We start from the raw sequence: 21,372 nt of genomic DNA on the forward strand, positions 1-21,372 counted from the left end.
CGCTTCAACACGCCGGCCCGACCGGTTCGCCGCCCGCGTACCGAACCGAATCCGGCCCCACGACGTAGACCGATTCTGACGACGTGTCGCCGTGTGACCGGTTCGTGCTGTACCAGTACGGGTGCGAGACGCGAACCGTCCAGCCGTCGAGGCTCCGACCGACGACCGACGCCGATTCGTCGCTGACGGTCGCCGACGTGCCGTAGGTGTTGATGCACTCGCTGGCCGCCAGCTCGGTCCCGAGGCGCGTTTCTTCCGCCGCAATCGCCCGCCGCCGAGCCTCGCTATCGAGAACGAAGACGGTGCCCGCGGCGACGACGAGGAGAATCGAGAGGAGCGAGAGCGCGGCGCGGCGGTCCATACGAATCCGACCGTCGAGTGTAGATAAGTGTCTTCTGTCCTATATGTCGAGGTCGCCGTCGGCCTCGTCGAAGGGGTCGCCATCCTCGGCATCTCCCTCGTCGGCGTCCAGCGGGAGCGCGATGCCGACGAGCGTCTCGCCGGCCGTGACCGTCGCCTCGCGGGCGATGGAGTAGACGAGACCCGCGCGCTCGGCTTCGACCTCCTGGAGCACCTCGTAGGTGGTCGGGTCGTACACCCAGCCGAGGTGGTCGCCGGGGCGGACCTCGCGGGCGAGTTCGACGTCCTCGCGGGCGACGAACAGCCCCGAGGCGTCGGCTTGCACGCGGCCGAGGTGGTTGCGGTAGGTGCGGCCGTCCCACGGCTCGACCGCGCCCGAGAGGATGCCCATGTCGCGGCAGACGTTGAGGACGCCCTCGACGCCGGCGACGATGGCCGGCTCGACGAGCTGTTTGTTGTGGGCGAGTTCCGGCGTGATAGAGGGGATGCCCGCGTTCGTGGCCGCGACGCGGAGTTTGCCGTCGAAGCTCCGTTCGGTCCACTCGTCGTCGGCCTCGTCGCCCGCGGCCTCCGCGAGGAGGATGTCGACGCCGAACGCCCGCGCGAGGTCGCGAGAGGCCTCGTCGCCCCGGAGGTAGACGGTGTGGGTGAGCATGTCCGGGCTCCCGGTGTGGAGGTCGACGATGGCGTCGGCGTCGCCGATGTACTCCCAGAGCTTCGCGGCCATGCGCTGGTGGAGCGAGCCGTCGGGGTCGCCCGGCCAGACGCGGTTCATGTTGGAGTTGACGGAGTCGAGCACCTCTGGCGTGACGTAGGAGACGCGGTCGAACGTCAGCGGGTCGGCGACGGGGACGGCGACGACGCGGCCCGAAAGCTCCTCGCGTTCGAGGCGGCCGTGCAGTCGGCGGAGCACTTCGGTGCCGTTGATTTCGCGCCCGTGCTGGGCGGCCTGCACGTAGAGCGTCGGGCCGTCTGTCCCGTCGGCTGGCTCGTAGGTGTGAACCGTCGTCTGTACCGGGACGCCGGAGGGGAGGCGAGTGAGCGTCACGGTCTCCGCGGTGTGCATATCCGACGCATCGCGGTGGGGTGTCTTGTAGTTAGGGGAGCGAGAAAGGCGGGCGGTGCGGGGCGATGCCGGGCGTCAGTTCCGGTCGTCCGAGGTGTCGATGCCGAACGGCAGATACAGCGGACACGTCCGGCGAAACCCGGTCACGAGCAGGATGACGCCGACGGCCGCGACGAACACGGCCCCGAGCGCCGCGGGCACCGGTCCGAACCCGAGCGAGAACAGCCCCGCGTAGCTTCCGACGCCGCCGGCGACGAGGAGTGCGCCGAGCGCGAGGCGAACAGTTCGGTCGAGCGTGCCGACGTTTCGTACCATACAGTAGTGCTTGTTCTCCGCAATACATTAACCCAGCGCAGATTCCCGACTGGCGGGCAATAGCGAATGACGAGGATTTTTCGGGCGTTTCAGTCGTCTGCTGGCGTTCCACCCGACGGTTCGCTCGCGTTTCGGGAGAAGTAGCTCGCGAGTAGCGGGCCGGTGATGTTGTGCCAGACACTGAACAGCGCCGGCGGGAGGGCGGCGGCGGGTGAGAAGAACGACAGGGCGAGGGCCGCGGCGAGCCCGCTGTTCTGGAGGCCGACCTCGAACGTCGTCGTTCTGACGCGGTCCTCGGACATGCCGGCGAGGCGGCCGGTGCCGTAGCCGGTGCCGAGGCCGATGGCGTTGTGGAGGACGACGGCCCCGATGGCGGCCGCGCCCGCGCCGAGGATGGTGTCGACGTTGAGGCCGACGACGGCCGCGACGATGGCGACGATGCTCAGGACCGAGACGAGCGGGAACACGTCGAGGCCGACCTCGGCGACCTCGGGCGCGTTGCGGTCGAGCGCGACGCGGAGCGCGAAGCCGAGGACGACCGGGATGAAGACGATTTGCACGATGTTGAGAAACAGGTCCATGAAGCCGACCTGGAGCTGTTCGCCGGCGAGCGCGACGACCCACGCGGGCATGACGAGCGGCGCGGCCAGCGTGGTGACGGTCGTGATGGCGACCGAGAGCGCCACGTCGCCCTTGCCGAGGTAGGCCATGACGTTCGAGGCGGTGCCGCCGGGGGCCGCGCCGACGAGGATGACGCCGACCGCGAGCTCCGGCGGGAGCGAGAGAACCACCGTGAGCGCGTAGGCGGCGGTCGGCATGATGAGCCACTGGGCGAGCGCGCCGATGGCCACGTCTCGCGGGCGCTCCGCGAGTCGGCGGAAGTCGACGGGCTGCAGGGTCAGCCCCATCCCGAGCATGATGAGCCCGAGAAGCGGCGAAATGTAGGGCGCAATCCACGTGAACAGGTCCGGCTGGATCAACGCGGCGGCCGACGCGAGGAGCACGAGGCCGACGAAGTAGGTGTTGGCGAGTTCCGACAGCCGTTCGAGGGTCGAGCGAGCGTTCATTCGGAGCGTCCTCCGTCGAATTGTGATGTCATCTCACACCACTCGGTCGCGGGGGAGAGAAACGTCTGTCGGTGTGACAGTCCGCGGTACCGACCGGAAGACGCGGGCCGGACGGAGTCGTGTCAGCGCCGCGGCCGACACCGAGGCGGCACGGTTTTCACTCGCCCGCCCGACGGGTCGAGTATGAGCGACAACCCAACGGCCACGCTCCACACGAACAAGGGCGACATCACGGTCGAACTCTTCGAGGACAAGGTCCCGAACACGGTCGAGAACTTCGTCGGCCTCGCGACGGGCGAGAAGACGTGGGTCCACCCCGAGACGGACGAGACGATGGAGGGCGAACCCCTCTACGAGGACATCCTCTTTCACCGCATCATCTCGAACTTCATGATTCAGGGCGGCGACCCGACGGGGACCGGCCGCGGCGGCCCCGGCTACACCTTCGACGACGAGTTCCACTCGGACCTCAGCCACGACGGCCCCGGCGTGCTCTCGATGGCGAACCGCGGCCCCAACACGAACGGCTCGCAGTTCTTCATCACGCTCGACGCCCAGCCCCACCTCGACGGCAAGCACGCCGTCTTCGGAAAGGTCACCGACGGCATGGACGTCGTCGAGGACATCGGCTCGGTCCCGACCGACCGCAACGACAAGCCGGTGTCCGACGTGGTCCTCGAATCGGTCGACGTCGAGCAGTAAGCGCCGCGAACACCGAGACCGAGCGCGACGGACACGCGACCGAGCGCGACGGACGCTACCCGCTCGCGTTCGCTGGGACGACGGTCCGACCGCCGTTCGAACCGTCGGCGCGGTCGAGCCACGCCGGTCGCGTCACCGTCGTCTCGCCGACCGCGTCGTACGCGAACCAGACCTCGACGCCGAGGCCGTCGCGGGTCTCGTAGGTGACGCGCATCGAGCGGACGAACCCGCCTTCCTCCACGACCGCTTCGACCCGATAGTCACGCGACCGCGGGAAGTCGGTGTCACGGCCCTCGATTCGGTACAGCGGGGTCCCACTCTCGACGGTCGCGTTCGTCACGCTCGTCACGCGTGCCACACTCGTCTCGTCCGCCGAGAGGTACCACTCGAGGTAGCGGGCGGCGCGCGAGGCCTGCCGTCCCGGCCCGTCGCGCACGTCGGGGTCGAGGACGCGAGCGGCGACGCCGTCCGGCTCGGCGGGGCGGCGGGCGTAGCGCGTGGTCCCGTCGGCGTACGCGTCCTCCGAGGCGGTCGGGCGCGGGAACGCCCTGAGTTGTCCGGCGCGCTCGACCTCGGAGACGTAGACGTGCGGGGCCTCGACGTGGACGACCTCCACCTCGCGGCCCGTCTCGTCGCCGGCGATGGACTCGCGGTATCGGAGGGTCCACCGGTACGACCGGTTCGCCGCGGCCCCTCGGTGGGCCGCCGCGAGGAGCGTCGCGTTCTCGACGCCCGCGGTGGTCACGCCGGGGGCGACCGTCCGCGGTTCGGGCGTCGGCGTCGACTCGGGCGTCGTCGCGACCGGCGTCGGAACCGACGGCTGTTGCCCGCCCAGCGCGTCACCAAGCACCGGCACGCCGCCCGAACCGGCGGTCACGACGACCGCCGCGACGAGGAGCGCGGCGAAAAGAAGCGGCGCGACCGGAAGCGACGAAAACGAGGGCGGAAGCACGGACGCGAGCGGCCCGGTCCGCGCGCCGCCTGCGCCCTCGGTGTACCCTGCACCCCCGCCCCCACCGTCGGCCGGCAAGTCGGCGAGGCGGACGCCGAAGTGGTCGGCGACGAGGTCGTCGCCGCGGCCGCCGGGGAGGCCGTATCGGACGAGTTCGTAGAGGTCGTCGACCGAGAGGACGCGGGCTTCCTCGGGGGTTGCGCGTCGGGTTCGCGCGGGGTCACCGAGCGCGACGACCACCGTCGCGCCGTCCGGAACCGTCGGCGACAGGCGAAGCCAAGACCGAGAGACGACCGCGATTCGGTCGATTCGGTCGCCGCGGCGGGCGACGACGAGGTGGTCTTCGACGGCTGTCTCCCACCCGCGGGCGGTCCAGAGGTCGGCGAGAAATCGGCGGCGGTCGCTGGGACTGGCGGCGCGAATCAGGTCGCCGAAGCGCGAGCGACGGGACTGCCGCATCGTCCGATAGTAGGGCTCGATAGCGAAAGAATCACCGGGCGCACACCGAGGTTTGGGTTGGTTTCTACCGCCGCGCGACCGACAGCGCAAAGACCACCGCGCGGCAAAGGCCGACGATGAGCGAGGAGTCCGAGCGTCCGAAGCCGAGCGACTTCGGAACCGACGAGAACGCCCCGCCGGTCGACGAAAAGCCCTACAAGATAATCTTCGAGGCGAACAAGTGCTTCGGGGCCGGCCGGTGCGCGGAGGTCGCCGACAACTGGGAGATGGACCTCGAAACCGGTCTCGCCCGCGCTAAGTCGTACTTCGTCGGTGAGGACGACCTCGACGAGAACATCGAGGCGGCGGAGGTCTGCCCGGCGAAGAAGGGCCGCGGCGTCATCCACGTCATCGACCGCCGAACAGACGAGGAGCTATCGCCGAACCCCCACGGCGACGGAACCCTCTCGGTCGACTGGTAAAGCGAAAGCACTTTTCACCCCCTCGGAGAACGGGAGAGTGCGCGGGGGTGGCTGAGCTAGGCCAAAAGCGGCGGACTTAAGATCCGCTCCCGTAGGGGTTCGCGAGTTCAAATCTCGTCCCCCGCACTTGTACCGAGGAACTACGTGACGAGTGTCAAGTGCGGCCAGAGAGATTTGAACCCGACGAGTCGCAGCACCCGAGCGACAGCGAGGGAGACCGTCTCGGCACGGTTCACAATCTCGTCCCCCGCACTCGCTTCTGCGAACGATAGTGGGCGGAGCGATGCGTCCGGACGAATTCGAACCCGACGAGTCGCAGCGACCGAGCGGAGCGAGGACGACCGTCTCGGCTCGATTCAACTCTCGTCCAGTCGTCTCCCACACACGCCTCTCAGAACCTGCATCGCGTCCACCACTCTGGTTCCTCAGCTCCCGCCGTCTACTGCCCTCACTCCTCAGCTCCCGCCGTCTACTGCTCTCGCCGACCGTCGACGAGACGTCGCGGATTCGGTCGCACGAGTAGCAAAAATCTGCGTCGGTGACGGTCCCGACGGCGCTCTCACGCCGGTAGTTCGACGCCGAGTTGCGAGAACAGCGTCGCCATGCTCGCGGCGTCTTTCACTTCGACGATGGTTCCCTCGTCGATGCGGCGGTAGCTGAACCCGTCGACCTCGACCTGCGAGCCGGTCGGCTCGATGCCGCGGAACGCCCCGAGGTGCGTGCCCCGGAGCGTCCACCAGACCATCACCGCGTCGCCCTCGGCGACCATCGCGTTGATTTCGGTCGTCGCGTCCGGGAACGCGCCGTCCCACTCGCCGTGCAGTTCCTTGATGTCTTCGCGCGCGACGAGCGCCTCGTCGGACCCGCTTCGCGTCGTTGCGATGCGGACGGCGTCGGCGTACAACTCGTCGAGCGCGTCGAGTTCGTCGCGGTTCCACGCCCGGTCGAACTCGGTCCGAATCAGGGCGCGGTTCTCCTCTGTGATCGTTCGTGTCGACATGCGTACCCACCCGGCGTCGCCGCGGCGACCGGTCCGGCCTCGCGTCAACGCCGCCGTGACGTACGACCCGCGGAGCCATAGCGTAGTGCTACCAGATAGCATCCACTGCGTGGTGGATAGCGAGCGGTCGGGCAGGCGGACGGCAGCGACCGGCGACCACGTTATGTCGGTTCCCCGCCAACGTGTAGGAATGGCTTCGACGCGTAGACACCGCTACTCGGATGGACAGGGGTTCGGCGACCCCTACGAAGGGTTCGACCTCGACCCGCCGACGTATCGGGTGAACGGGAGGCTCGTCGACCCCGCGGACGACCACGCCCTCGCCGAGCTGGTGGACGAGGCGGAAATCGACCCCGAGGCGGTCGACGCGGCGGCGCTCGTCGAGGTCGGACTGGCCTACGCCGCCATCGAGGAGTACGAACAGGCAGTCGACAGTTTCAGTCGGGCGGTCGCCTACGCCGACGAGGACTCGCCGACGGCGTGCGAGGCGTGGGTGAACAAGGGCGTCGCCCACGCGCAACTCGGCGAGTACGACGAGGCAATCGGCGCGTACCGCGAGGCGCTCCGCATCGACGACGACGGCGAACACGCCGCGGCCGCGGAGACGAACCTCGCGTACGCGCTGTGGGAACTCGGCGATTCGTCGGGGCCGCTCGACCGCGCCGAGCGCGCCGTCGAACTCGACCCGCGACTCCCGCAGGCGTGGTACAACCGCGGCTTCTTCCTCGCCGAGCGCGGCCTCCACGAGGAAGCCGTCCGCTGTTTCGACACCGCCATCTCACTCGGACTGCGCGATAGCTCGGTCCGGGGCGAGCGCGACCGGTCCCTGGCGTTCCTCGAAGCGGACCTCGTCGAAGGCGAGACCGAGGCCGAACCCGAAGCGCGGGAGGAATCGGAACCGGACCGAGCCCGTGACGCGGAACCCGGTGCCCGCGAAGTCGCCGACGCGGACGGCTCCGACGACCCGGCCGTCAGTGAGCGAGGCGAGTAGGGCCGCACCCACAAACATTTTGACAGTTCGGCTAATGACATGTAATTAGACCGTGTTACCCGGACTCCTCGTCACGCGATTCGACGCCGCGCTCTTCGGGATGGCCGTCTTCATCCTCGTCGGGGCCGTCGTCGGCGTCGTGTCCGCCCTGCCGACGCCGCTCGCCGCGGGCGGTGGCGCAACCGGAGCCGCCGCCCTCGCGTTCGGCGTCACCGTGAGCGAACTGTAGCCGATTCTCGGAACTCGTAATTCCGTGAGAGTCGAGGACTCCGCTTTCCCCGCCAATATCATTCCTGATATCTAGCGGGACAACGCTTTACGTCGCTCTCTTGCTACCAAGTGGCATGAAGCTCGCCACGCTGGTTCCGGCGGTGCTCAGGCGGAGCTACCTCCGGAAGTTTCTGTTCGTTATTCTCCTCGTGGCCGCGGTGATGGGCGGCTTCGGCCTGTACGTCTCGGACGCGGTCGGAACCGAGGTCAGAGCCGACACCCACAGCGACCTCGAGATGGTCGCCACGTTGGAGGCCGAGGGGCTGTCGAGTTGGATGGACGGCTACGCCCGGACCACCCGGATGCTCTCGGAGTACGAGACCGTCCAGACGGGCGGCCCCGACACCATCGACGAGACGCTCGAACGCGAGAAGGACACGCTCCCCGACGAGGTGATGGCCATCCACTACGTGAAGCCGTCGAACCGCGACATCGTCCGCAGCACCAACGGCGTAATAGAGGCCAAGGAGGTGTCGGACCTCGGCCTGTCGTGGACGACCGGGTCGCTGACGATGTACGACCCCGACGCGGTCGCCGTCTCCGAGGTCTACCGCTACGCCGGGAGCGAGCGCCTCGCCTTCCTCAGTCCCGTGGAGGGTCGAGACGGAGCGGTGATGGTCGTCGTCGACGCGACGAAACACGCCGAACTGCTGAGCGAACCGGTCGAGGGGTCGCAGACTCGCGTGGTGACTGAAGGAGGTGTCATCGCCTTCGACAAGTACGGCAAGAACGTCCTCACGACGTACCGTGCGGGCGCGGCGACGCCGGCGCTCGACGCCGCACTCGGCGGCGAGACCGGCGTCATCGAGCGCGAGGGCGATGGCGACGCGGGCGACGAAGTCGTCGCCTACGCGCCCGTTTCGGGAACGAACTGGGCGGTTCTCGTGGAAGCGCCGCAGCGCAACGCCTACGCGGTCGCGCAGGTCGTCGAGCGCGACGTCGCCGTCCTCATCGGCGTGGGCCTCGCCGGCCTCGCGCTGGTCGGCGTCGTCATCGGTCGCAACACGGTGCTGTCGCTCCGGCGACTGCGAACCAAGGCGGCGGCGCTCGCCGGCGGCGACCTCGACGTTGACCTCGAAACCCGCAGAGTCGACGAGTTCGGGGCGCTGACGAACGCGTTCGCCGGGATGCGCGACGGTCTGCGCGAGCGCATCGAAGCCGCCGAAGACGCCCGACGCGACCTCGCCAGCGCCGCCGACGACTACCGCGAGACGATGGACGCCGCGGCGACGGGCGACCTGACGGTGCGCACGTCGGTCGAACCGGACGACGAGGCGATGGCGGCCGTCGGCGACGGCATCGACGCGATGCTCGCCGACCTCGAATCGACCATCGGACAGGTCGCGTCGTTCGCGGCGACGGTCGACGCGGCGGGCGAGCGCGTCACCGCCGGCACCGAGGAGGTCAGCGCCGCCTCCGAACGAGTCGAGCTGGCGACCGCCGACATCTCCGAGGGCGCGGCCGAGCAGGCGTCGCTCCTCACGGAGGTCTCCTCGGAGATGCAGGACCTCTCGGCGACGGTCGAGGAGGTCGCCGCCTCCGCCGACGAACTCGCGGACCTCGCGGGTGACGCCGCGGACCGCGGCGAGGCGGGCCGGGACGCGAGCGCCGCCGTCCACGACGAGATGGCGAACATCGACGCACGCGTCGCGGCCGCGGCCGAGGGCGTCGAAGCCCTCCGCGACGAGGTGGCCGACATCGGCGAGGTGGTCGACCTCATCGAGGACATCGCCGACCAGACGAACCTGCTCGCGCTCAACGCCTCCATCGAGGCCGCCCGCGCCGGCGAGGCGGGCGCGGGCTTCGCCGTCGTCGCGGACAGCGTGAAGGCACTCGCCGGCGAGACCGCCGACGCGACGACCGAAATCGCGTCGTCAATCGAGTCCGTCGAGGAGACCGCCGACGAGACGGTCGATGCGGTCACGGCCGCCCGAGAGCGCGTCTCGCGGGGCTCCGAGACGGTCGAAACCGGCGTCACCGCCATCGACGAGGCGGTCGACCGACTGGAGGAAGTCGACCACGGCGTCGCCGCCATCGACGAGGCGACCGCCTCGCAGGCGTCGGCCGCGCAGTCGGTCGCGCGCCTCGCGGACGAGGCGGCCGAAATCGCCGACGAGACGCGGACCGAGGCGGCCGACGTGGCCGGCGCGGCCCACGAACAGAACGACGCGATGGTCACCGTCGCCGGGAAGATGCAGGAGCTTTCGTCGACGACCGACGAACTGCGGGCGCTCGCGGACCGGTTCGAAGTACGCGAAAAAGCGGAGCGAGACGGTGACGTCGACGACGTAGAATCCGGAGTCGAGGCCGATGCGACCGCGGCGGCGGACGAGACGAAGTCCGAGCCGATTTCGGCACCGACGATGTCCGATCTCGCGACCGACGGCTCGGGCGGAGACGAGTCGAGCGGAGACGGAGCCGAGTCGAGAGAACTCGAATCTACCCGCGACGGACCGAACGAGAACTGACGCGGCCGCGTCGCTGGCGGGTTTTTACTGGGGAGGATATCACTCGATTCGGTTGTTCGATTCGAGCGCGCGAACGCGAGCCGTCGGCTCTTCGATGTGAGTTTCGTGAGAAAGGGATAGGCAGCCGCACGGGAGCGGCCCGCGCGGCAAATGCCGCCCTAGATTGGTCCCCGCTGACGCTTCGGCCCTCCAAAGCGAAGCGTCACCTGAATGGAGTGCGGCGAGATACTTAAACGTGCCGCCATTCGCCCAAATCCGGCGCTGGCGGGCGATTCGAGGGCGCTCGCGACGCAACGGGCTTTTCTCCCGTCGGGACCTTCGTCCGGGCATGAGCGAAGACGACATCCCCGGTCGGGTCCGCCGCGCGTTCGGCGACCACGGGTCGTTCGAGCGGGTCGACGACCGCACCTTCGAGTCCGTGACGACGCCGTTCGACGGCACCGTCAGCGTCGCGGCACAGGAGAGCGGCCACGTCGAGTTCGGCGTGGAGGTCCGCGTGCCGATGCTCTCGGCGGTCGCCGACGACGTGGCACCCGTCGTCGAAGACGGCTGGTACGACACCTTCGAACTCCGCCTCGAAGACGTGAACGGCGTCGTCGCCGGCGACCACGACCTCGACCCCGACGTGACGCGGGCGGGCGACGAGGCGGTCGTCCGGGCGAGTTTCGCCGACGTCAACGAGCGCCGCGGCGTCGACGACGCCGGCGCGGTCATCGACTACGTCGAGGGCACGTTCGTCGAGGGCATCATCCCCGGCTACGACTACGGGGAACCGGTGACGAGCCTCATCCAGAACGCGCGAGACGCCGCCGGCGCGGGCTTCTGAGGAACGAGTCGTTCGGGGGCACGCGGAGTACGCGTCGACTCAGTCCATCGCGATGTACGTCTGGGTGTCCTCGATGCCCGGAACCGACTGGATGCCGCCGGCGATGTCCTTCACGTCGGCGGGGGTGTCCACCTCGACTTTCACGATGAAGTCCACGTCGCCGGCGACGATGTGGGCGCTGACGATGCCGTCCGAGACGGCCAACAGCTCCTGTTTCAGCTGGTCGATACCGTCGGAGACCGGCGCGGCCTTGACCATGATGTACGCGTAGACCATCGTCACGCACCTCCCGCCGCGGTGACGACCTCGTCGCCGACGAGCAGTTGTCGCACGTCGTTGAGCACGTCGAAGTCCGCGAGGACGGCCACGCGGTCACCCGTCTCCAGCGAGTCGTCGGAAAGCGGGATGCCCATCGGGCCGTCTTTCTTCCCGAACGCGAGGACGCGGGCGTTCGCCGGAAGCGCAACCTCCTCGATACTGTAGCCGTTCATCGGCGACTCCTCCGTCACCGTCACGAGGATGACCTGCAGGTGTTGGGCGATGTCCGCGATGGCGCGGATGGACCCGCCGAGGAGCGCGTTCTTCGCGCCGATAGCGCCGAGGCGCTCGGGGTAGACGATTTCGTCCACTTCCTTCGCGTACTTCTGGTACACCTCCTCGCGGTAGTCCTCGTCGACCCGGAGCACCGTCCGACAGCCGAAGTGCTTGCCGATCATGCACGCCGCGAAGTTCACGTTGAGGTCGGCGGTGAGCGCGCCGAGGGCGTCGGCCGCCTCGATACCGGCGTCGACGAGCACCTCCTCGCGGGAGCCGTCGCCTTCGACCACCTCGAAGTCCGCTTCGCGGGCCCGCTTGACCCGGTCGCGGTCCAACTCCACCAGGACGATGTCGTGACCCTCCTCGCGGAGGACGCGAGCGGTGCGCAGCCCAACCCGTCCAGCACCAATGATAACGAACCGCATGATAAGACGGTATGTCGGCGGAGGCAAATAACCTTCCCCCGATTCGACCGAAGGGGCCGCGCTCGGTCGAAGCAAGGCTTTTGACGACCGTGGTAGAATATCTCACGCATGGTTCACGCGTTCATCATGGTGAAGACCGGAGCCGGCGAGTCGGAACAGCTTCTCGGTCCCATCCGCGACTTCGAGACGGTGACGGAGGCGCACATCGTCGCGGGCGCGTACGACATCATCGCCGAGGTCGACACCGACGCGGTCTACGAGGTGCTGAAGACGGCGTCGAGCCGCGTCCAGAGCTTAGAGGGCGTCGCCGACACGAAGACGTACATCTCGCTGGACGACTGAGGGACCGCGCGCTCAGCGCTCGATGTCGAACGGTCCGTTGCGCTCGACGAACGCGACGTGTTCCTCGCGCTGGCGGGCGAGCTCCGGCGGCAGTTCCTCGTAGACGTTGTCGAACAGCTCGTCGGTCCCCGGTTCGGGCGTCGCCTCGGCGCGCTCGACGGCCCCGCGCAGTTCCTCGTCGGCGTCGTCGCGCATGGCGTCGAGCGCCGCGTCGTCGACGAGGCCCTGCTCGCGGCAGAACGACTCGAAGCGGTCGAGGGGGTCGCGCGTCCGCCACTCGGGGAGTTCCGGGTCGTCGTCGCGGTAGCGCGAGGGGTCGTCGGCGGTCGTGTGCGGTCCCTGTCGGTAGGTGAGGCTCTCGATGAGCACCGGCTCGCCGGCGCGAGCCTTCTCGAAGCCGCGCTCGACGGCCTCCCTGACCGCGAGGGGGTCGTTGCCGTCGACCTGCATGCCGTCCATCCCGTAGGCGTCAGCCTTCGCCGCGATGGACTCGCTCGCTGTCTGGCGCTCGCGGGGGAGCGAAATCGCCCAGCCGTTGTTCTCGCAGAAGAAGACGACCGGCGCGTCGAAGACGCCGGCGAAGTTCAGCCCCTCGTGGAAGTCGCCCTCGGAGGTCGCGCCGTCGCCGAAGCAGACCAGCGCCCCGTAGTCGTCGCCGCGGTAGTTCGCGGCCATGCCGACGCCGGCGGCGTGGGGAATCTGGCTCCCGATGGGGACCGCCTGCGGGAACACCGGCACGTCGTGGTCCGAGTCGTACTCGGCGTGACCGCGCCGAAAGAGGAGGATGTCGCTCGGCGGCACGCCGCGGGCGAGTTGGAGGGCGTTCGACCGATAGGTGGGCAGCAACACGTCGTCGTCGCGCATGGCGTGGGCGGCCCCGATTTGGGAGGCTTCCTGTCCGCGGAACGGCGGGTAGCCGCTCATCCATCCGCGTCGCTGGAGGGCGAGTGCACGCTCGTCGAACCGTCGCGCTCGAATCATGTCGCGGAGGGCGGCGCGGGCGTCGTCTGCGGTGAAACCCGTGTCGTCCAGCCCGCGCTCTGCGATGAGTCGGTGCATGGCGGTGAGTCACGGTCCTTCGTGATAAACATCACCCGTCCGCGGGGCGGCCGAGGCGGGCGGTTCGACCGACGGCGGCGCGGGACGAGCGGGTCACCGAGAGCGACAGGCCAAAGACCACCGCCTCCGTAGGTCGGCTATGGTCTCGGTGGTCAACCTCGTGCTCATGGGCGCGGTCATCGCCCTCCACACGCTCATCGCGGCGGTCATGACCCGCTTTTTCCGCCTTCGACTGAAGACGCAGTGGGGCTACATCCTGTACGCCGTGTTTCTCATCCCGCTCGTGCTGTTCGTCTCGACGCTGGTGTTCTCCGGCGTGTTCGGCATCGGCGTTGATCTCGGCAGCCCCACGGCCGCGCTCGGCGTGATGATAGGGATGCCGCTCGCGCTCGGGTTCACCATCGACACGCTCTACGTCCCGCCGCCGGAGGAGTACGAGAACCTCCCGAACTCGCGGTGAGGCGTGAGTCGGTCGGTGACTAGTTCTCCGCGAGAATCTCTTCGAGCGCCGCCTCGACGGCGTCGAGCACGTCCTCGGGCGACCGCGTCGCGTCGACGCGGACGAACCGCTCCGGTTCGGCCTCGATGAGGCGCTCGTAGTTGGCGCGCACGTCCGCGAGGTACGCCGCCTGTTCGAACTTGTTCGTCGCGCCGCTGCGCGCGGCGGCCGTCTCGGGGTCCACGTCGAGGTAGATGGTCTTGTCCGGCGGCCGAGTGAACGCCGTGTGGATGCCCCTGATGTACTCCATCGGGCGTCTGAGGTCGCTGTCGCGGAGCGAGGCGGCCTGATAGGCGTACCGCGAGTCGGAGTAACGGTCGGAGATGACGAGGTCGCCGTCGGCGAGGGCCGGACGGACGACCCGCGAGAGGTGGTCCGCGTGGTCGGCGGTAAAGAGGAACAGCGTGGCGAGCGGGTCGGCGTCGTCGTCGGCGATAGCGCGGTTGACGGCGTCTCCGTACCACGAGTCCGACGTGGGCTCGCGCGTGAAGACGGCGTCGGGGTACGCGTCGTGGAGCGCCTCCCAGACGGTCGTCTTCCCGCTCCCGTCGAGCCCTTCGAGCGTGACGAGCATACCCTACCAACTCGGCGCTCCGGAAAAAGCGCGCCGAAGCGCGCCGAAGCGCGCCGCCGCAACGATAATGTCAACGCAAACCGATACGTGAGACAGTGACAGCCACCCGAGAGTGGTGGAACGACCTCCTACCGAGAGAGAAACCGTACAGCGTCGTCCGCTTCGACGAGAGCGTCCCCCCGACTGACACGTCGTTCGCGACGAAACAGTCCGAGGTCGACCACCCGAGCGACGCGCCCGACGAGTGTCCCGAGGCGACCGCGGAGATAGTGGTCTACGACCGAATCGGTCGGATGGTAAAGCGCACCGACGGCTCGGTCGCGCCCTCGGTTCTCTTCTGAGCGGGTCCGCGCGGAAACCGTCGCCGCGGGTCGGAGCGTCGAACACGCCCGTTCGGGGAGCGCCGTTCCCATCGGAGCGTTCCCCGGCGAAATCGACCTCTATCCCCCGTTAGCTTTACCCTCATTCCGCCGAATATTACGCCATGAAAGTCCTTGTCGTCGGCGGAAGCGGATTCATCGGGAGCCATCTCTGCCGCGAACTGCAGTCGCGGGGACACAGCGTGACCGCGATGTCGCGGAGTCCGAACAGCGAGGACCTCCCCGACGGCGTCGAGAAGGCGATGGGAGACGTGACGGACTACGACTCCATCGCGGGCGCGTTCGAGGGGAAAGACGCGGTCGTGAACCTCGTCGCGCTCTCGCCGCTGTTCGAGCCGAAGGGCGGCAACCGGATGCACGACATCGTCCACTGGCAGGGGACCGAAAACGTCGTGAAGGCCGCGGAGGCCAACGACGTGTCCCGGCTCGTCCAGATGAGCGCGCTCGGGGCCGACACCGACGGCGACACCGCCTACATCCGCTCGAAGGGGAAAGCCGAGCAGGCGGTCAAATCGTCGGGGCTCGACTGGGTCATCTTCCGCCCGTCGGTCGTCTTCGGCGACGGCGGCGAGTTCGTCTCCTTCACGAAGCGGCTCAAGGGGATGTTCGCCCCCGGCGTCCCGCTGTACCCGCTTCCGGGCAACGGGAAGACGCGCTTCCAGCCCATCTGGGTCGGCGACCTCGTCCCGATGCTCGCCGACGGTGTCGAGGACGACGACCGCGTCGGCGAGACCTACCGCATCGGCGGCCCCGAAAAGCTCACGCTCCGCGAAATCACGGAGATGGTGTACGACGCCGAGAACAAGTCCATCACTATCGTCCCGCTGCCGATGGGTCTCGCGGGCGTCGGCCTGACCGTCCTCGGAGCGGTCCCCGGCTTCCCGATGGGGAAAGACCAGTACCGCTCGCTCCAGTTCGACAACACGACCGACCAGAACGACGTGGGCGTCTTCGGCGTCGACACCTCGTCGATGAAGACGCTCGGCGCGTACCTCGCCGAGCGAAACTGACGGCCGTCCGACGTTTGGCGGGAGTTAATCGGTTGTGAACTCCGGCCCATTTCGCCGGTATTAGCCGTTCTCACGGGATAATGTCCGATTAACACCGGTTTCGTGTCGCCGTTTTTCGCCGATAATCTGACGATGGATATACACTTCCCCATCACAACGCTTATGTCTGCGTTCGTACTGCAATTCACGCAATGGCGAGGGGACCGAACCTATGAAGCTCGCAATGATCGGATTCGGGCAAGCCGGGGGAAAAGTAGTCGACAAGTTCGTCGAGTACGACCGGGAACGCAACGCCGGAATCGTCCGCGCTGCGGTCGCGGTGAACTCCGCGAAAGCTGACTTGCTCGGACTGAAGAACATACCGAAGGACCAGCGCGTCCTCATCGGCCAGTCCCGCGTGAAGGGACACGGCGTCGGTGCGGACAACGAACTCGGTGCCGAAATCGCCGAGGAGGACATCGACGAGGTGCAGGGTGCCATCGACAGCATCCCTGTCCACGAAGTCGACGCCTTCCTCGTCGTGTCCGGGCTCGGTGGCGGCACCGGCTCCGGCGGCGCGCCGGTCCTCGCGAAACACCTCAAGCGCATCTACACCGAACCCGTCTACGGTATCGGTATCCTGCCGGGGTCCGACGAGGGTGGCATCTACACGCTCAACGCCGCGCGCTCCTTCCAGACGTTCGTCCGCGAGGTCGACAACCTCCTCGTGTTCGACAACGACGCCTGGCGGAAGACCGGCGAGTCGGTACAGGGGGGGTACGACGAGATCAACGAGGAGATCGTCAACCGATTCGGCGTGCTCTTCGGGGCCGGCGAAGTCCAGGACGGACAGGAGGTCGCGGAGTCCGTCGTCGACTCGTCGGAGATTATCAACACGCTCGCCGGCGGCGGCGTCTCGACCGTCGGCTACGCCTCCGAGGGCGTCGAACCGCGGAAGAACAAGGGCGGCGGCCTCCTGTCCCGGTTGACGGGCGGCGACGAGCCCGACGACAACCTCGACACCGCACACACGACCAACCGAATCACGAGTCTCGTTCGCAAGGCCGCGCTCGGTCGACTCACGCTCCCGTGTGAGATCGAAGGCGCGGAGCGCGCGCTGCTCGTACTCGCTGGTCCGCCGGAGCATCTGAACCGGAAAGGCATAGAGCGCGGGCGGAAGTGGATCGAGGAGCAGACCGGTTCCATGGAAGTTCGCGGCGGCGACTACCCGATTCCGGGCGCGGGGAAGGTGGCGAGTGTCATCCTCCTGTCGGGCGTGACGAACGTCCCGCGCATCAAGGAACTGCAGCAGGTCGCCATCGAAGCGCAGGATAACATCGAAGAGATCCGCCAAGAGAGCGATTCGAATCTGGAGAACCTCATAAACGATGACGAAGACGAACTGGAGTCGCTTTTCTAAGCTGGCGCTCGCGCTCGTCGTGCTCCTGTCGGCCCTCGCGGGCCCGGTGGGGGCGGTGAGCGTCGCGTCCGAGAACGTTCCCAACGAGGCGCAGGTCGGTTCACAGGTGACCGCGACGGCCACCCTCGATGAACTGTACAGGAACCCGCAACTCGAATCGTGGACGCTCGCGGGCGAGACCGACCTGGAAGACGTGACGTGGACCGTCACGTACTACGACCAGACGGGTGCGAAAGTCGACCAGCAGTCCTTCGACGGGCAGAACTTCAGCGGCGCACAAGTCGCCGCTGGCGACGGAACGAGCGAAGTGGAAATCTCCGTGACGGGGACCGTCCCCGAGGTCGAGGCGTACTCCTACGACCCCGCGCAGACGTTCACGCTCATCTCGCTCGACCAGACCCGCGAAGGTGGCTCCAGTAACGATATCGACACGTGGACCGCCCACCACTACACCGAAGAAAGCGCCGCCGCGCGCACCGAACTCGATAGTGCGCAGGCCGCGATTCAGAGCGCGAGTGGGGCCAACACGCAACAAGCCCAGCAGACGTTCAACAACGCTGTCGAAGCGTTCAACGGCGAAGAGTTCAACCTCGCGACGAACCTCGCCAACGAAGCCGAGACCAGCGCGAACCAGGCACAGCAGTCGAGTCAGACGACCCAACTGCTCATCTACGCCGCGGGCGGCCTGCTCGTCGTCGCGCTCATCGCCGGTGGATTCCTCTACTGGCGGTCCCAGCAGACGACCTACGACAAACTGGGCTGATTCTCAGTGCGAGTCGTCGTTCCCTTCGGGGGACGAACGCCGAAGACCCGACTCGCCTCGTTTTTCGACGCCGACGAGCGACGCGAGTTCGCCGTCGCGATGCTTCGCGACGTGCTCGACGCCGTTCGCGCGGCCGACGGCGACCCGACAGTCGTCGCTGACGCGCCCGTTTCGGTCGACGCACCCGTCACTGTCGACGACCGGCCGCTCACCGAGGTCGTCGGCGACGAACTCGGCGGCGACGACCCGGTCGCGGTCGTCATGGCCGACCTCGCGCTCGCGACGCCCGCCGCGCTCGCGCGGCTGTTCGAGACCGACGCCGACGTGGTCGCCGCGCCCGGCCTCGGCGGCGGAACGAACGCGCTCGTCGTCCGCCATCCCGACTTCTCCGTCGACTACCACGGCGCGTCCATCCTCGACCACCGGCGAATCGCCCGCGACGCCGGCTGTTCGTTCGCGGAGGTGGATTCGATGCGACTCGCCGTCGACGTGGACGAGCCGACCGACCTCGTCGAGGTGCTCGTCCACGGCGAGGGGCGCGCCCGCGAGTGGCTGGTCGACGCCGGCGTCCGACTCGAAGGCGGGTCGGGCAGAGTCGAGGCCGTCCGCGAGCGCCGATAAGACCTTAACGGTCCACGATAAACATTGACTGGCGCGGTTGTCCGTCTGCCCGGCGGGAACTGAGGCAACGTGCGCCGCGCGCTTCCGCGTCGCGAAGACGACGTGGGAGTCGAAGTGGAGTCCGAACGTCGCGACGACGACGCGAGTCACACTCGCAACCAAATCGGGGCGAGCGCCTGACGGCGCCTCGGACGGGCCGGAGACGTGTCTGGCACCAACTATCCGGCCCCGAGCTCGACTTCCGTTTTACCGTCTCTCCGTGCGACTCCAATCGCCGCCGTATCGGCCGCGAGTGACACGCTTTTAGTGGCTCGTCACGCACCGGGAGATATGTTCGCGGGTGCCGACGAGTACGGAGTCGACCTGACTATCGACGACGCCGACGTGGAGCGACTGCTCGCCGTTACCCCCGACGACGCCGACGCGCCGGCGGCGCTTTCGTTCTCGCGGAACGTGTTCATCCCGCTGACGACCGCCTGCCGGTACACCTGCACCTACTGCACCTACTACGACGTGCCCGGCGAGGCGACGCTCATGTCCCTCGACGAGGTCCGCGAGACGGTTCGAACGGGCGCTGACGCGGGCTGTACGGAGGCGCTGTTTACCTTCGGCGACGCCCCCGACGAGCGCTACACGGAGATTCACCGCCAGCTCGACGAGTGGGGCTACGACGACATCCTCGACTACCTCGCGGCGGCCTGCGAGGTCGCCCTCGACGAGGGCCTGTTGCCGCACTCGAACCCCGGCGACCTGACCCGCGAGGAGTTCGCCGACCTCGCGCCCCTGAACGCCAGCATGGGCGTGATGCTGGAGACGACCGCCGACGTGGCCGCCCACTCGGGCAACCGGCGGAAGACGCCGGGTCAGCGGCTCAACACCATCCGCGCCGCGGGCGAAGTGGGCGTCCCCTTCACGACGGGCATCCTCGTCGGCATCGGCGAGACGTGGCGCGACCGCGCCGAGAGCCTGCTCGCCATCCGCGCGCTCCACGAGCGCTACGGCCACGTTCAGGAGGTCATCGTCCAGAACGTCGTCCCCAACGAGCGGTCGGACTACGAGCGCCCGTCGCTCGACACGATGCGCCGGGTCGTCGCGATGGCGCGGGTCGCGCTCCCCGAGGAGGTGTCGGTGCAGGTCCCGCCGAACCTCTCGGCGGCGGCCGACCTCGTCCCCTGCGGCGTCGACGACCTCGGCGGCGTCTCGCCGGTCACGGACGACTACGTCAACCCCGACTACGAGTGGCCGGCGCTGCGGGAACTCGTCGACATCGCCGACGAGGCGGGCGTCCCGCTCCGCGAGCGACTGCCCGTCTACGAGCGGTTCCTCCCCGACGGCGATAGCGTCCGCGACCGGGACGGAACGCCCGACGGCGCGCGCGGAACCGCGCCGGACCGCGAGTGGCTCCGCGACCCGATTACCGACCGGCTCAGCGCCGACGACGTCCACGGGCGACGGTTCCGGAACGTCGCTCGCGGCGACGGGCCGCTGTCGATTCCGCGGTGAGAGCGACGCGGCGTCGGCCGGTCTGGTGTAGTTTTCTACCGACGGCGAACGAGAACTGAGTAGAGCGCGACGAGCGCGGCGGTCACGGCGGGCGCGCGGCCCGAGAGCTGCGGCACGCGTTTTCTGACGAGCGTGTAACCGACGCCGACGGCGAGGCTGGCGAGGAGAATCCCCCGCGGGCCGTCGCCGAGCGTCAGGAGGCCCGGAACCGAGAGCGCCGCGGCGAGCGCGAGGTCGCCGGGCGAGCCGTCGTAAGCCGCGAGTCGGCGGGGTTCGACCCAGCCGCCGAGACTGCGGACGTAGACGCCGCGGTCGGTCCGCGCCTCCCACGGGCGAGCCTCGCTGCTGCCGCCGAGGTAGTCGGCCGCGCAGTGGAGCGCCGCCGCGACGAACCCCGTCGCCGCGGCCGCGGCCAGCGGGTCGCCCGTCAGGAGCGCGACCGCGCCGAACCCGACCGAGCCGACGACGAACGCCTCGACCTGGTGGAGCGTCCTGCGGTGGACGCCGACGACCATGTCGAGGTCGGGGAAGACGCCGCCGACGAGCGCCGCCGCGACGACGAGCGGCGCGGCCGCGGGAGCGACGAACACGACGGCGGCGGCGAGCGCGAGGCTCATCGCCACGTGCGTCGGGGCCATCACGGGGCGAACACCCCCCGCGCCGGTCGGCGTCGTCGAGTCGTCATCGCTTCGCCTACTCGGCGACCGAGACGTATGAGTTTCGTGGTCCGAACGAGCGCCCCCGAGCGCGGTCACCGCCTCGGAGCCTGCGCCTCAGATGCCGAACCACTCGGGCATCCGCTTTCTGAAGCCGGTGTAGAACAGCGCGACGGCGACACCGACCGCGACGGCGACCCGGACGCCGCCGGAGAAGGCGAGGAAGCCGGGGACCGAAAACAGGAGCGTCAACGCGAGGTCCTCCGGCGCGCCGTCGTAGCGGACGAGGTAGCGGGGCCGAAGCCACCGCCGCGCCGGGTGGACGTACACCGCGCGGTCGGAGGTGCGGTCCCACGGCCGGAGTTCGTCGCCCGCGCCGAGCCAGTCGGACGCGGAGTGGAGCCCCGCCGAGAGGAAGAACAAGGCGACCCCGACGGTGACCGTCGAGGGCGAGGCGACGGCAACAGCGCCGAAAACGGCGGCGGCGACGCTGTAGTAGACGGGGAAGTGCAGGGTCTTGCGGTGGACGCCGACGAAGAGGTCCACGTCGGGGAAGACGCCGCCGGCGAGCGCGCCGACGGCCGCCGCGGTCGCGAGTTCGGGAGCGACCAAGACGAGCGGGGCCGCGAGGGTCAGCCCCACGGCCGCGTGGGTGGTCGCCATCATC

Annotated in this window: 26 protein-coding genes and 1 tRNA gene; 15 read left to right on the forward strand and 12 right to left on the reverse strand. The window is 68.6% G+C overall.

The window, feature by feature from the left end; all coding sequences use genetic code 11:
- Positions 1-4: 4 nt before the first annotated feature.
- The 4 genes from C5C07_RS12450 to C5C07_RS12465 all read right to left on the reverse strand — a co-directional run bounded on the left by C5C07_RS12450 (position 5) and on the right by C5C07_RS12465 (position 2,808).
- Entirely contained in the window at positions 5-361 is a 357-nt protein-coding gene (locus tag C5C07_RS12450; protein ID WP_115805173.1) for a hypothetical protein, read from the reverse strand.
- Between the two features lie 39 nt (positions 362-400).
- On the reverse strand, positions 401-1,426 hold the full coding sequence (locus C5C07_RS12455; protein WP_115805174.1) for a succinylglutamate desuccinylase/aspartoacylase family protein: 1,026 nt from the start codon (positions 1,424-1,426) through the stop codon (positions 401-403).
- A 75-nt stretch (positions 1,427-1,501) separates the two neighbouring features.
- On the reverse strand, positions 1,502-1,741 hold the full coding sequence (locus C5C07_RS12460) for a DUF2892 domain-containing protein (protein WP_004975593.1): 240 nt from the start codon (positions 1,739-1,741) through the stop codon (positions 1,502-1,504).
- An 89-nt stretch (positions 1,742-1,830) separates the two neighbouring features.
- Positions 1,831-2,808, reverse strand: a complete 978-nt coding sequence (locus tag C5C07_RS12465) for a bile acid:sodium symporter family protein (protein WP_004975594.1) — start codon at positions 2,806-2,808, stop codon at positions 1,831-1,833.
- A 183-nt stretch (positions 2,809-2,991) separates the two neighbouring features.
- Between C5C07_RS12465 and C5C07_RS12470 the strand changes: the two genes are divergently transcribed.
- Positions 2,992-3,510, forward strand: a complete 519-nt coding sequence (locus C5C07_RS12470) for a peptidylprolyl isomerase (protein ID WP_004975597.1) — start codon at positions 2,992-2,994, stop codon at positions 3,508-3,510.
- Between the two features lie 55 nt (positions 3,511-3,565).
- Here the strand turns inward: C5C07_RS12470 and C5C07_RS12475 are convergent, their stop codons facing one another.
- Positions 3,566-4,921: a hypothetical protein gene (locus tag C5C07_RS12475; RefSeq protein WP_115805175.1), complete on the reverse strand. Its 1,356-nt coding sequence runs from the start codon at positions 4,919-4,921 to the stop codon at positions 3,566-3,568.
- A 116-nt stretch (positions 4,922-5,037) separates the two neighbouring features.
- Between C5C07_RS12475 and C5C07_RS12480 the strand changes: the two genes are divergently transcribed.
- Together C5C07_RS12480 and C5C07_RS12485 are read left to right on the forward strand one after the other, a co-directional pair.
- Positions 5,038-5,382 carry a ferredoxin gene (locus C5C07_RS12480; RefSeq protein ID WP_004975600.1) on the forward strand — a complete coding sequence of 115 codons (345 nt, stop codon included), beginning with the start codon at positions 5,038-5,040 and terminating at the stop codon, positions 5,380-5,382.
- Between the two features lie 41 nt (positions 5,383-5,423).
- Positions 5,424-5,508: transfer RNA gene (locus tag C5C07_RS12485), tRNA-Leu, on the forward strand.
- Positions 5,509-5,941: 433 nt separating this feature from the next.
- On the opposite strand, the gene C5C07_RS12490 is transcribed toward C5C07_RS12485, so the two are convergent.
- On the reverse strand, positions 5,942-6,382 hold the full coding sequence (locus tag C5C07_RS12490; RefSeq protein ID WP_004975601.1) for an ester cyclase: 441 nt from the start codon (positions 6,380-6,382) through the stop codon (positions 5,942-5,944).
- Positions 6,383-6,572: 190 nt separating this feature from the next.
- Between C5C07_RS12490 and C5C07_RS12495 the strand changes: the two genes are divergently transcribed.
- The 4 genes from C5C07_RS12495 (at position 6,573) to C5C07_RS12505 (ending at position 10,937) form a co-directional block, all read left to right on the forward strand.
- Positions 6,573-7,373: a tetratricopeptide repeat protein gene (locus C5C07_RS12495; RefSeq protein ID WP_115805176.1), complete on the forward strand. Its 801-nt coding sequence runs from the start codon at positions 6,573-6,575 to the stop codon at positions 7,371-7,373.
- Positions 7,374-7,425: 52 nt separating this feature from the next.
- Positions 7,426-7,602, forward strand: a complete 177-nt coding sequence (locus tag C5C07_RS21705; protein ID WP_004975603.1) for a hypothetical protein — start codon at positions 7,426-7,428, stop codon at positions 7,600-7,602.
- 115 nt (positions 7,603-7,717) lie between these two features.
- The gene (locus C5C07_RS12500; RefSeq protein ID WP_115805177.1) at positions 7,718-10,111 is read left to right on the forward strand and encodes a methyl-accepting chemotaxis protein; all 2,394 of its coding nucleotides are present in this window, start codon (positions 7,718-7,720) and stop codon (positions 10,109-10,111) included.
- Between the two features lie 328 nt (positions 10,112-10,439).
- Complete coding sequence (locus tag C5C07_RS12505; protein ID WP_004975605.1) at positions 10,440-10,937, forward strand: DUF5813 family protein; 498 nt, start codon at positions 10,440-10,442, stop codon at positions 10,935-10,937.
- A gap of 39 nt (positions 10,938-10,976) precedes the next feature.
- Here C5C07_RS12505 and C5C07_RS12510 read toward each other — a convergent pair whose 3' ends face one another.
- Together C5C07_RS12510 and C5C07_RS12515 are read right to left on the reverse strand one after the other, a co-directional pair.
- The gene (locus C5C07_RS12510; RefSeq protein WP_004975606.1) at positions 10,977-11,213 is read right to left on the reverse strand and encodes an Lrp/AsnC ligand binding domain-containing protein; all 237 of its coding nucleotides are present in this window, start codon (positions 11,211-11,213) and stop codon (positions 10,977-10,979) included.
- Positions 11,214-11,215: 2 nt separating this feature from the next.
- Positions 11,216-11,899, reverse strand: coding sequence for a TrkA family potassium uptake protein (locus C5C07_RS12515; RefSeq protein WP_004975608.1), 684 nt, complete (start codon positions 11,897-11,899; stop codon positions 11,216-11,218).
- Between the two features lie 108 nt (positions 11,900-12,007).
- On the opposite strand from C5C07_RS12515, the gene C5C07_RS12520 reads away from it, so the two are divergent.
- A complete protein-coding gene (locus C5C07_RS12520) occupies positions 12,008-12,241 on the forward strand; it encodes an Lrp/AsnC ligand binding domain-containing protein (protein WP_004975609.1) in 234 nt (77 codons plus the stop codon).
- A 12-nt stretch (positions 12,242-12,253) separates the two neighbouring features.
- On the opposite strand, the gene C5C07_RS12525 is transcribed toward C5C07_RS12520, so the two are convergent.
- The gene (locus C5C07_RS12525) at positions 12,254-13,300 is read right to left on the reverse strand and encodes a thiamine pyrophosphate-dependent dehydrogenase E1 component subunit alpha (RefSeq protein WP_050459501.1); all 1,047 of its coding nucleotides are present in this window, start codon (positions 13,298-13,300) and stop codon (positions 12,254-12,256) included.
- A 139-nt stretch (positions 13,301-13,439) separates the two neighbouring features.
- On the opposite strand from C5C07_RS12525, the gene C5C07_RS12530 reads away from it, so the two are divergent.
- Positions 13,440-13,760, forward strand: coding sequence for a hypothetical protein (locus tag C5C07_RS12530; RefSeq protein WP_004975623.1), 321 nt, complete (start codon positions 13,440-13,442; stop codon positions 13,758-13,760).
- A gap of 19 nt (positions 13,761-13,779) precedes the next feature.
- Here C5C07_RS12530 and tmk read toward each other — a convergent pair whose 3' ends face one another.
- Positions 13,780-14,373: a dTMP kinase gene (tmk, locus tag C5C07_RS12535; RefSeq protein WP_004975625.1), complete on the reverse strand. Its 594-nt coding sequence runs from the start codon at positions 14,371-14,373 to the stop codon at positions 13,780-13,782.
- Positions 14,374-14,468: 95 nt separating this feature from the next.
- Here tmk and C5C07_RS12540 point away from each other — a divergent pair, with 95 nt between their 5' ends.
- The 6 genes from C5C07_RS12540 (at position 14,469) to cofG (ending at position 20,049) form a co-directional block, all read left to right on the forward strand.
- Complete coding sequence (locus tag C5C07_RS12540) at positions 14,469-14,714, forward strand: hypothetical protein (RefSeq protein WP_008095863.1); 246 nt, start codon at positions 14,469-14,471, stop codon at positions 14,712-14,714.
- A 143-nt stretch (positions 14,715-14,857) separates the two neighbouring features.
- On the forward strand, positions 14,858-15,763 hold the full coding sequence (locus tag C5C07_RS12545; protein ID WP_004975627.1) for a complex I NDUFA9 subunit family protein: 906 nt from the start codon (positions 14,858-14,860) through the stop codon (positions 15,761-15,763).
- Between the two features lie 211 nt (positions 15,764-15,974).
- Entirely contained in the window at positions 15,975-17,162 is a 1,188-nt protein-coding gene (locus C5C07_RS12550; protein WP_004975628.1) for a tubulin/FtsZ family protein, read from the forward strand.
- A complete protein-coding gene (locus C5C07_RS12555) occupies positions 17,131-17,925 on the forward strand; it encodes a hypothetical protein (RefSeq protein ID WP_004975630.1) in 795 nt (264 codons plus the stop codon). Before C5C07_RS12550 ends, C5C07_RS12555 begins: the two co-directional genes overlap by 32 nt.
- A gap of 6 nt (positions 17,926-17,931) precedes the next feature.
- Positions 17,932-18,546, forward strand: coding sequence for a 2-phospho-L-lactate guanylyltransferase (gene cofC / locus C5C07_RS12560; RefSeq protein ID WP_004975631.1), 615 nt, complete (start codon positions 17,932-17,934; stop codon positions 18,544-18,546).
- A 330-nt stretch (positions 18,547-18,876) separates the two neighbouring features.
- Entirely contained in the window at positions 18,877-20,049 is a 1,173-nt protein-coding gene (gene cofG / locus C5C07_RS12565; protein ID WP_050459500.1) for a 7,8-didemethyl-8-hydroxy-5-deazariboflavin synthase subunit CofG, read from the forward strand.
- A gap of 35 nt (positions 20,050-20,084) precedes the next feature.
- Here the strand turns inward: cofG and C5C07_RS12570 are convergent, their stop codons facing one another.
- Positions 20,085-20,687, reverse strand: coding sequence for a hypothetical protein (locus C5C07_RS12570; RefSeq protein ID WP_115805178.1), 603 nt, complete (start codon positions 20,685-20,687; stop codon positions 20,085-20,087).
- Positions 20,688-20,822: 135 nt separating this feature from the next.
- Positions 20,823-21,371 (reverse strand): hypothetical protein, encoded by a 549-nt coding sequence (locus C5C07_RS12575; RefSeq protein ID WP_049905117.1) that lies wholly within the window; start codon positions 21,369-21,371, stop codon positions 20,823-20,825.
- Position 21,372: the final 1 nt, after the last annotated feature.

This window comes from Haloferax sp. Atlit-4N (genome assembly GCF_003383025.1).
Taxonomy (GTDB): Archaea; Halobacteriota; Halobacteria; order Halobacteriales; family Haloferacaceae; genus Haloferax; species Haloferax gibbonsii.